This is a genomic window from Candidatus Kuenenia sp., from assembly GCF_039794105.1.
Classification (GTDB): domain Bacteria; phylum Planctomycetota; class Brocadiia; order Brocadiales; family Brocadiaceae; genus Kuenenia.
Genome location: NZ_JBDIWA010000028.1, coordinates 38,455 through 46,573, shown reverse-complemented (window position 1 = coordinate 46,573; position 8,119 = coordinate 38,455). Strand labels below are relative to the sequence as shown.

Below are 8,119 nucleotides of genomic sequence, written 5' to 3'. Positions count from 1 at the left end.
CAACACTCCGGAAAGTAGAGAAGCTACTTTCTGAAGAGAAAGGGCTGTCACCGGCGGTGAGGTCAATGATAGAGTTGTTGGTATTATTGATAACACTGCTGGCAGGACGTCTGAACCGGAACAGCCGGAACAGCAGCAAGCCGCCCTCAAGTGATCCGAATCGCAAGAGAGAAAGCAAGGCGAAGGGTGAAAGGAAGGCAGGCGGGCAAAAGGGCCGTGATGGAGTAACGCTCAGAAAGGTAGACAATCCTGATGAGGTGGAAGTAATAAAAGTAGACCGGAGGAAGTATCCGCGCAGCAAATACAAGGTGGTAGGTTACGAAGCACGCCAGGTGTTTGATATAAAGATTTCGCGTGTAGTAACGGAGTATCGTGCAGAGGTAGTTGAGGATGCGAAAGGGAATCGGATTGTAGCGTCATTTCCGGAAGGGGTAACAAAGGCGGTGCAGTATGGTCCGGATTTGAAAGCGCATGCGGTCTATATGTCGCAGTATCAATTGATACCCTACAAGAGGATACAGGAGTATTTTGAAGGGCAGATTGGGATACCGGTGAGTGAAGGTTCTATTTACAACTTTAACAGGGAAGCCTACGAGTCTTTGGAACCCTTCGATGTGAGAGTCAGGGAAGAACTTGCAAAATCAGAGGTGATGCATGTGGATGAAACGAGCATCAACAAGAATGGAGACAGGTATTGGTTGCACAGTGCATCCAATAGTTTGTGGACGTACTTTTTCCCACATGAAAGGCGTGGAACAGAAGCGATAAATAGTATTGGTATATTACCTGAATTTAAGGGGATTCTTTGCCATGACCATATGAAGTCGTATTACACCTATAGCAACTGTACGCATGCGTTGTGTAATGCGCACCACTTGAGGGAATTGGAGGGGGTGTGGGAAGATGATAATAAGCAGGAGTGGGCGAAAGAGATGAAAGCATTACTTAAAGAGATAAACCGTGCGACAAGCGATGCCGGGGGGGGATGTTGAGAACAGATGAGTCTGAAAAATACCGGCAAAGGTATAGGACGATACTACAAAACGCAGAAGCCGAAAGCCCTCCTCCAGATGAAACTAACCGTAAGGGAAAAAGGGGGAGGGTGAGAAGGACAAAGGCACGGAATCTTCTGGAACGATTGAGGAAGTATGAAGGTGATGTGCTGAGGTTTATGGACAATAAAAATGTTCCCTTTACGAACAATTTGGCAGAAAACGATATCAGGATGACGAAGGTTCAGCAGAAGATATCGGGCTGTTTTCGTTCTTTGGAGGGAGCAAAAATTTTCTGCCGCATTCGGAGTTATCTCTCTACCTGCCGAAAACAAGGGGTAAATTTGAGCCGGGCATTACAGATGCTATTCCGTGGTGAATTGCCTGATTTTGCTAGCTCGTAGTGACAGTGGGTGAAAATACGCTGAATAGATACGCATGTTTTAGATATCCCGGAGAATATTCAATCTTCCGTTTCATCAAATACTGCCTTTACAGCATCTTCTATAGTTTCAAACAGTATCCCAGGTTCCTTTTCAGCCTTAAGCACCCTCTTTTCAAATGCCTTGCGTTTTTTTTCCTTTTCAAGAAGACGCTCGACATATTTTTTTACCGCTTTAAGTTTCTTTTCCGGGAGTTTTGTGAGCATTTTGTCAATATCGGATATTTGAAGTGTTTTCATGTCACAAATAGTAAAGAATAAATTATTTTATGTCAATGGAAAATAGTGCTGTGTGTAAGGGTAGACAGCGATTGGCAATGCAGAGGAGTGGGGAAAGATTGAAGGATGAAAATTAGATTGCAGATTGGAAATAGCGGGGAAGAAGAACGGGGTCACATCTTGATTAGTAATTATGTGTTTGACAATTAAAAAGGTAACACTTTATTTTTTTGAAAAATCCCAGCAATCTGGATTCTAAGCCCACGAAATTCTTGTAGTGCGACGAGGTTCGTCGCACTACAAATGACAATTTCCAGTTTCAAAAGACTAAAGTGTTACTTAAAATCTGATTATGCTATCGTTTATGCCATGGCAAGGCAATGGAGAATAGAATTTGAAGGTGCTTATTATCACATCTTATCAAGAGGGAATGAAAGGAGGAATATTTTCCGTGATAATGATGACCGCGTTTCTTTTCTTGATATTTAGGAAAATGGCGGACAGGTTTAGTATTGAGGATTTTGCTTATGTTCTCATGAACAATCATTACCATCTGCTGCTTAAAACCAATAAACCTAATATATCCAAAAGTATGCAATGGTTCGGTGACCCCAATATTGCCACATGCAACACGCAGGCAGCTTGAGTGTTCAATAGCACAAGCAAGATGCTTGTGATACAATATTGTGAAAATTTTACACATTGGTAGTATGGCAAATATAGTTTGGAACAACTATTTTTGTAGTTAGCGACACTTTCTAAAGTTTTGAACGTAAGATGATATGTCCTTTGAAAGGAGAAAAAATGCAGAAAAAATTAATCATATCAGACCCTGCGGTGATGATGGGCAAGCCGGTTATTGCTGGAACACGCATTACCGTGGAGCTTGTTTTAGATAAGCTTGCCGCCGGTGAAACTATCGAGCAAATCCTGGCTGCACACCCACGTCTTACCCGCAATTCTGTTCAAGCAGCCCTGGCGTTTGCGGCGGATTCATTACGAGATGAAGTAGTTTATCCAATTCAGCAGGAGGTGGCTTGAACTTTCTGGCAGATGAAAGTATAGATCGGCAAATAGTAGAGCGTTTAAGGCAAGATGGCCATCAGGTATGGTACGTTGCTGAAATGGAACCTGGGATTTCAGATGAGAATGTGTTTGATCTTGCGAACAAGGAAAGATATTTGTTAATAACAGCAGACAAGGATTTTGGGGAATTGGTATTTTTACAGCGACGCCTGATGTCAGGTATTATTCTTATCCGCTTGACGGGGTTATCCCCATTGAATAAGGCGGATGTGATCGCTTCGGCTTTAAATAAACATGGTGCAGAGTTAGACCAGGCATTCACCGTTATTATGGCAGGAGCTATCCGTATTCGTAAGCGGAAATAAGTGGGAAGAACGGGGGGGGGAGCATGCCCGTTTTTTTGTAACCGTTAATGATGGGGTCAGGACGAAACAACCCTGTCAGGGTTAACACTACTGCAACGTTTCATTAAGGAACAAGAACGGGGTCACATTTTGATTAGTGATTATGTGTTTGACAATTAAAATCGTAACACTTTAGTTTTTTGAAACTGGAAATTGTCATTTGTAGTGCGATGAGGTTCGTCGCACTACAAGAATTTCGTGGGCTTAGAATCCCGATTGCTGGGATTTTTCAAAAAACTAAAGTGTTACCATCTTAAAGATCATTATGTAATATACTATTATAAACAACAATTTAGGGGGAACAATTATGATTCCAAAAGAACAAGTACTTAAAGCAATTCAAGATCTTCCAGAAAATGCTTCTATTGAAGACGCTATGGAAAAATTGTATCTCATTTATAAAGTAGATAGAGGTATTAAACAGGCTGATTCAGGGCAAAAAATTTCTCAGGAGGAAGCAAAAAAGAGAATGGGAAAATGGTTAAAGTAACATGGACAGATCAAGCTTTAGATGATTTGGACTCTATTTGTCTCTTTATTGCGCGTGACTCTATTCAATATGCAAAGTTGTTTGCAATTAGAGCATTTGAGACAACAGATCGTCTTGAACTCTTTCCAAAATCAGGCAGAGTTGTTACCGAAATAAATCGTGAAGATATTAGGGAAATTATATTAGGTAACTACAGAATTATTTATCGTATAGTTGCTGAGGAAGTTGAGGTTCTTACTGTCCATCATGGAGCAAAACCCGTTGAATTTAATAATCTATCACAAATCACATAACAAAAAATGTCGCGAAGGGGGTCGAATCTTTACCATTGACAGATATGTAATTGATAAAGATTTGCCCCCCATCTCTCTTTTAAATCCTAACGCAGCTTGACAGACCATACCCGGAAATCGACCGTATCTGGGCGGAAGAAGCAAGGAATCGCTGGCAGGCGTACAAGGCAGGCAAATTAGAGACAGTTTATTATGAAAATGTGATGAGCAAACAGTCGTCATGTCACACTTGTGACACCCGAAAACGATGAAAATTCATAAGCACTTGTATAATCTGCACTTAATTTTGAATTTTCGTGTTTAGCAAGATTGATAGAAAATTAAAGTAATTATAGAGGGAGGTAATAAGGAAATTCTCAAAGATAAGGATTTACTTAAAAGTATTATAAGAGGTGATGAGGATTTTAAAGCAGGCCGATTTAAAAAGTGGTCTGAGGTAAAAGAGAATGTATGAAGTCCTCATTTCGAATGAAGCAGAAAAGAATTATAAAAAACAGGATAAAGGTACTAAGCGAAGATTAAATAAATGCATAGACGACCTCATTAGAGAGCAGAGGAGATATTTACAAATAAGAGCCACAGATAGACGGGGGATCACCTTGATACATTTGTTATCAATTTCATTTTTGCGGATAATGTGCCAGAATTCCGGAAGATTACTTAGGATTTTTTTGAAAACTATGTAAAAAAAGGTAAATATCTTGTTTACGTTTCAGATGTGGTAATCGCAGAAATTGAAAAGACAAAACATGGGTAACACTTTAGTTTTTTGAAAAATCCCAGCAATCGGGATTCTAAGCCCACGAAATTCATGTAGTGCGACGAGGTTCGTCGCACCAAAAAAAATTGTGCGATAAGAAATGGGGTCTACTCAAATAGTGCGACGAACCTCGTCGTACTACAAATGACAATTTCCAGTTTCAAAAGACTAAAGTGTTACAAGAAAATGGGTATTTTTTCAGGATTTCAAAACAAATTACAGAAAACAAAACTTCAAATTGAAATTGAAGCAAGGAACGTAATTGCAATAAAAAATCTTCTCAAAACAAATCCTTCATTAGTAACCGCTACGTACCAAAACAATTATACCGCCCTTCATCTGGCGGCACATGAGGGACAAAAAGCTATTGTAAAGACGCTTATCTCCTACGGCGCGGATATTCACGCCAGGGCAAAAAACGGGGATACTCCCCTGGATATCGCAAAAAAGAGGAATCATCTTGCGGTAGTAAACATTCTGGAAGGAAAAGGCGACCATCCGGGGAAAAAACAAGACGAATAATGCATCGGGATGCTCCCTAAGCTCTGGCTTGGTCAGCGCAAATATTTGGCACACATCCTTGTTCAGGTTACTTCGCATTATGACTTTGATGTTGCCGTGTGCGAGAATGATATTGTGTTGACTAGGGGCAGGTATTGAGCTATAGTACTCCTTTTTCTTTTCTATAGCCTGAGTGTGCTCCTCTTTCAGGCATTGTATTTGACGTTTGGAGCAATACGTTCTGCATGTGAATTGTCATTTTATAAAGGCAACATGTTTAAAAAAATTTTTTAATGGTGAAAGTATAAATTCATGAAGAAGAAACTTTGGGGTGGAAGGTTTACCGAACAGACAAAGGCGTCTGTAGAGTCCTTCACCGAATCAATATCCTTCGATTGGCGTCTTTATAAGTTTGACATTGAGGGAAGCATTGCACACGCTACCATGCTTGCGCAGCGCAAAATCATTACTGAAAAGGAAAAAAAGGAGATTATAAAGGGTCTGGAGATTATTTTGGCGGAAATGAACGCCGGTACATTTAAATTTAAAAAAAATCTCGAAGACATTCACATGAATATCGAATCGGCTTTGATAGAACGTATCGGAGAACCGGCGAAAAAACTACATACGGCAAGGAGCAGAAATGATCAGGTAGCCCTCGACCTGAGATTGTGGGTGCGTGAGCAAATATTGATTACGAACAACTACTTAACCCTTGTACAGCAAGGGCTGGTGAAAAAGGGCAAGGAGTATTTTGGAGCAATAATGCCTGGCTTTACCCATATGCAACATGCCCAGCCAATACTTTTGTCGCATTATTTACTGGCATATGTCGAGATGTTTGAAAGAGATAAAAAGAGGCTTGCCGATTGCGCAAAAAGACTTAATGAATCCCCTTTGGGAGCGTGCGCCCTTGCGGGTACAACGCTGCCGACAGATCCGATGATAACTGCAAAATTGCTTAACTTCGGCAGTATTTGCCAAAATAGCATTGACGCGGTAAGCGACCGGGATTTTTGTATGGAATATGCCTTTGCCCTCTCTTTGATCTCAATGCATTTGTCACGGCTGTGTGAAGAGTGGATTATTTGGTGCAATGATGAATTGCGTTTTATTGATATTAGCGATGCTTATTGTACAGGTTCAAGCATAATGCCACAGAAGAAGAATCCAGATGTGCTGGAGCTTATCAGGGGTAAGTGCGGGCGCGTGTACGGCCATTTGACCACATTGTTAACATTGTTTAAGGGATTGCCTTTAAGTTATAACCGTGATATGCAGGAAGACAAGGTTGCCGTTTTTGATGCTGTGGAGACGGTTCATTCTATGTTGAATATATTTGCTGAGCTTATTGCAAATACTCGTTTTAACAGCGAAAGAATGAAACTGGCATGTGAAAATGGTTTCAGTGACGCAACGGCGCTCGCTGAATATCTGGTAAAGCGGGATGTGCCGTTTCGCAAGGCGCATGAGATTGTCGGGAATATTGTGAGGGAATGTGTTCGGCTGAACCGGAAGATAAAAGATTTAGATTTAGAAACATTGAAACGTCATTCTCACCTTATTACGAAAGATGTATTTCAGGTGATTGGGGTAGAGAATTGTGTTATGAATTACAAGAGCTCCGGTTCTTCAGCACCGCGTTTTGTGAAAAACCGTATTGCACACTGGGAAAGAAAATTGAATAAGGGATAATGTTTATGAATGCTTTTAATTATGATGGGAATACCCTCTATTGTGAGGGGTTAAAGATTAAAGATATTGTTTCAGAGACAGGCACGCCGGTTTATATTTACAGCAAAAATGCAATTCTCACAAGGTTTAACGAATTAAAAACCGCATTTCAGGAGGTTGACGCTACCATCTGTTTTTCGGTGAAGTCGAATTCAAATCTTTCGGTTTGCAAAATATTGGCCGATGAAGGTTCCGGTTTTGATGTAGTTTCAGGCGGTGAGCTGTTTCGGGCGCTTAAGGCAGGAGGAAAGCCATCAAAAATTGTATTTGCCGGAGTGGGGAAAACGGATAAAGAAATACAATACGCCCTGGAAAATGATATTTTCATGTTTAATGTTGAATCAATTGCGGAGATTGAACATATAAATGCGGCGGCATGCAGGGCGGGGAAGACGGCAAAAGTTGCTTTGCGTATTAATCCCGATATTGACGCCAAAACTCATGCAAAAACCACGACAGGGAAAAAGGAAAACAAATTTGGCATTGACCTGATTGTTGCGGAAACAATTATTGAAAAAGCGAAGGCATATACAAATGTTACTATTTGCGGAATTCATGTACATTTAGGTTCGCCGATATATTCAGCAGACCCTTATGTGAATGCCTTAAAAAAAATTACCATATTTATGGAGAAATGTCGTAATGCCTGCATCAATATACAATATTTAAATATAGGGGGGGGATATTGTATTTCATATACGGGGGAAAAAGTAATAGCGCCAAAGGATTATTCAGCCCAAATACTCCCATTTGCTAAAGAGATGAAGTGCCGGATAATTATGGAACCCGGGCGGTTTATTGCAGGTAATTCGGGGATTTTAGTAACAAGTGTTATTTATAACAAACAAAACTCGCATGGCAAGAAATTTGTTATTTGTGATGCGGCTATGAATGATTTGTTACGTCCCGCTCTTTATGATGCGTTTCACAGGATATGGCCGGTAAACACCAGCATTGCGATGCCTGATGTTGAAACTCCTGACACAAGTGAGGCAAAACAAGTGATGGATTTGGTGGATATTGTAGGCCCTGTATGTGAAAGCAGCGATGTTTTTGCGAAAGACAGGGCGATTCCTCCGGTCAATGAGGGAGATTTGCTGGCAATATTTAGTGCTGGCGCGTATGGGTTTACCATGAGTTCCAGCTATAATTCCCGTCCCCGTCCATGCGAGATTCTTGTGGATAGAGACAAATATTTTGTTATAAGAAAAAGGGAAACGTACGAAGATTTAATTGCAGGCGAGGAATTGGTTTAATT

The 8,119-nt window shown here is 40.7% G+C and carries 10 protein-coding genes and 1 pseudogene; 10 read left to right on the top strand and 1 reads right to left on the bottom strand.

Features of this window, described 5'->3' with window-relative positions; all coding sequences use genetic code 11:
- Nucleotides 1-1,396: pseudogene (locus ABJL82_RS12540) on the top strand (IS66 family transposase); the annotation flags it as partial.
- Between the two features lie 59 nt (nucleotides 1,397-1,455).
- On the opposite strand, the gene ABJL82_RS12535 reads toward ABJL82_RS12540, so the two are convergent.
- A complete protein-coding gene (locus ABJL82_RS12535; protein ID WP_347275030.1) occupies nucleotides 1,456-1,641 on the bottom strand; it encodes a hypothetical protein in 186 nt (61 codons plus the stop codon).
- Between the two features lie 315 nt (nucleotides 1,642-1,956).
- Between ABJL82_RS12535 and ABJL82_RS12530 the strand changes: the two genes are divergently transcribed.
- The 9 genes from ABJL82_RS12530 to lysA all read left to right on the top strand — a co-directional run bounded on the left by ABJL82_RS12530 (nucleotide 1,957) and on the right by lysA (nucleotide 8,117).
- A complete protein-coding gene (locus ABJL82_RS12530; RefSeq protein ID WP_347275029.1) occupies nucleotides 1,957-2,142 on the top strand; it encodes a hypothetical protein in 186 nt (61 codons plus the stop codon).
- A gap of 315 nt (nucleotides 2,143-2,457) precedes the next feature.
- Nucleotides 2,458-2,694 (top strand): DUF433 domain-containing protein, encoded by a 237-nt coding sequence (locus ABJL82_RS12525; RefSeq protein WP_347275028.1) that lies wholly within the window; start codon nucleotides 2,458-2,460, stop codon nucleotides 2,692-2,694.
- Entirely contained in the window at nucleotides 2,691-3,044 is a 354-nt protein-coding gene (locus ABJL82_RS12520) for a DUF5615 family PIN-like protein (protein ID WP_347275027.1), read from the top strand. The genes ABJL82_RS12525 and ABJL82_RS12520 overlap by 4 nt, the downstream gene beginning before the upstream one ends.
- A gap of 346 nt (nucleotides 3,045-3,390) precedes the next feature.
- Entirely contained in the window at nucleotides 3,391-3,573 is a 183-nt protein-coding gene (locus ABJL82_RS12515) for a hypothetical protein (RefSeq protein WP_347275026.1), read from the top strand.
- Nucleotides 3,561-3,866: a type II toxin-antitoxin system RelE/ParE family toxin gene (locus ABJL82_RS12510; RefSeq protein ID WP_347275025.1), complete on the top strand. Its 306-nt coding sequence runs from the start codon at nucleotides 3,561-3,563 to the stop codon at nucleotides 3,864-3,866. The genes ABJL82_RS12515 and ABJL82_RS12510 overlap by 13 nt, the downstream gene beginning before the upstream one ends.
- An 83-nt stretch (nucleotides 3,867-3,949) precedes the next feature.
- A complete protein-coding gene (locus ABJL82_RS12505; RefSeq protein ID WP_347275033.1) occupies nucleotides 3,950-4,117 on the top strand; it encodes an addiction module protein in 168 nt (55 codons plus the stop codon).
- Nucleotides 4,118-4,812: 695 nt separating this feature from the next.
- Complete coding sequence (locus tag ABJL82_RS12500; protein WP_347275024.1) at nucleotides 4,813-5,148, top strand: ankyrin repeat domain-containing protein; 336 nt, start codon at nucleotides 4,813-4,815, stop codon at nucleotides 5,146-5,148.
- A gap of 291 nt (nucleotides 5,149-5,439) precedes the next feature.
- Nucleotides 5,440-6,822, top strand: a complete 1,383-nt coding sequence (gene argH / locus ABJL82_RS12495) for an argininosuccinate lyase (protein WP_347275023.1) — start codon at nucleotides 5,440-5,442, stop codon at nucleotides 6,820-6,822.
- Between the two features lie 5 nt (nucleotides 6,823-6,827).
- Complete coding sequence (gene lysA, locus ABJL82_RS12490) at nucleotides 6,828-8,117, top strand: diaminopimelate decarboxylase (protein WP_347275022.1); 1,290 nt, start codon at nucleotides 6,828-6,830, stop codon at nucleotides 8,115-8,117.
- The last annotated feature ends 2 nt before the right edge of the window (nucleotides 8,118-8,119 follow it).

What these genes read in the sequence shown, in the direction of transcription:
- ABJL82_RS12535 (WP_347275030.1), bottom strand. Translation starts at nt 1,641, where the DNA reads ATGCTCACAAAACTCCCGGAAAAGAAACTTAAAGCGGTAAAAAAATAT.
- ABJL82_RS12530 (WP_347275029.1), top strand. Translation starts at nt 1,957, where the DNA reads ATGACAATTTCCAGTTTCAAAAGACTAAAGTGTTACTTAAAATCTGAT.
- ABJL82_RS12525 (WP_347275028.1), top strand. Translation starts at nt 2,458, where the DNA reads ATGCAGAAAAAATTAATCATATCAGACCCTGCGGTGATGATGGGCAAG.
- ABJL82_RS12515 (WP_347275026.1), top strand. Translation starts at nt 3,391, where the DNA reads ATGATTCCAAAAGAACAAGTACTTAAAGCAATTCAAGATCTTCCAGAA.
- ABJL82_RS12510 (WP_347275025.1), top strand. Translation starts at nt 3,561, where the DNA reads ATGGTTAAAGTAACATGGACAGATCAAGCTTTAGATGATTTGGACTCT.
- ABJL82_RS12500 (WP_347275024.1), top strand. Translation starts at nt 4,813, where the DNA reads ATGGGTATTTTTTCAGGATTTCAAAACAAATTACAGAAAACAAAACTT.
- argH (WP_347275023.1), top strand. Translation starts at nt 5,440, where the DNA reads ATGAAGAAGAAACTTTGGGGTGGAAGGTTTACCGAACAGACAAAGGCG.
- lysA (WP_347275022.1), top strand. Translation starts at nt 6,828, where the DNA reads ATGAATGCTTTTAATTATGATGGGAATACCCTCTATTGTGAGGGGTTA.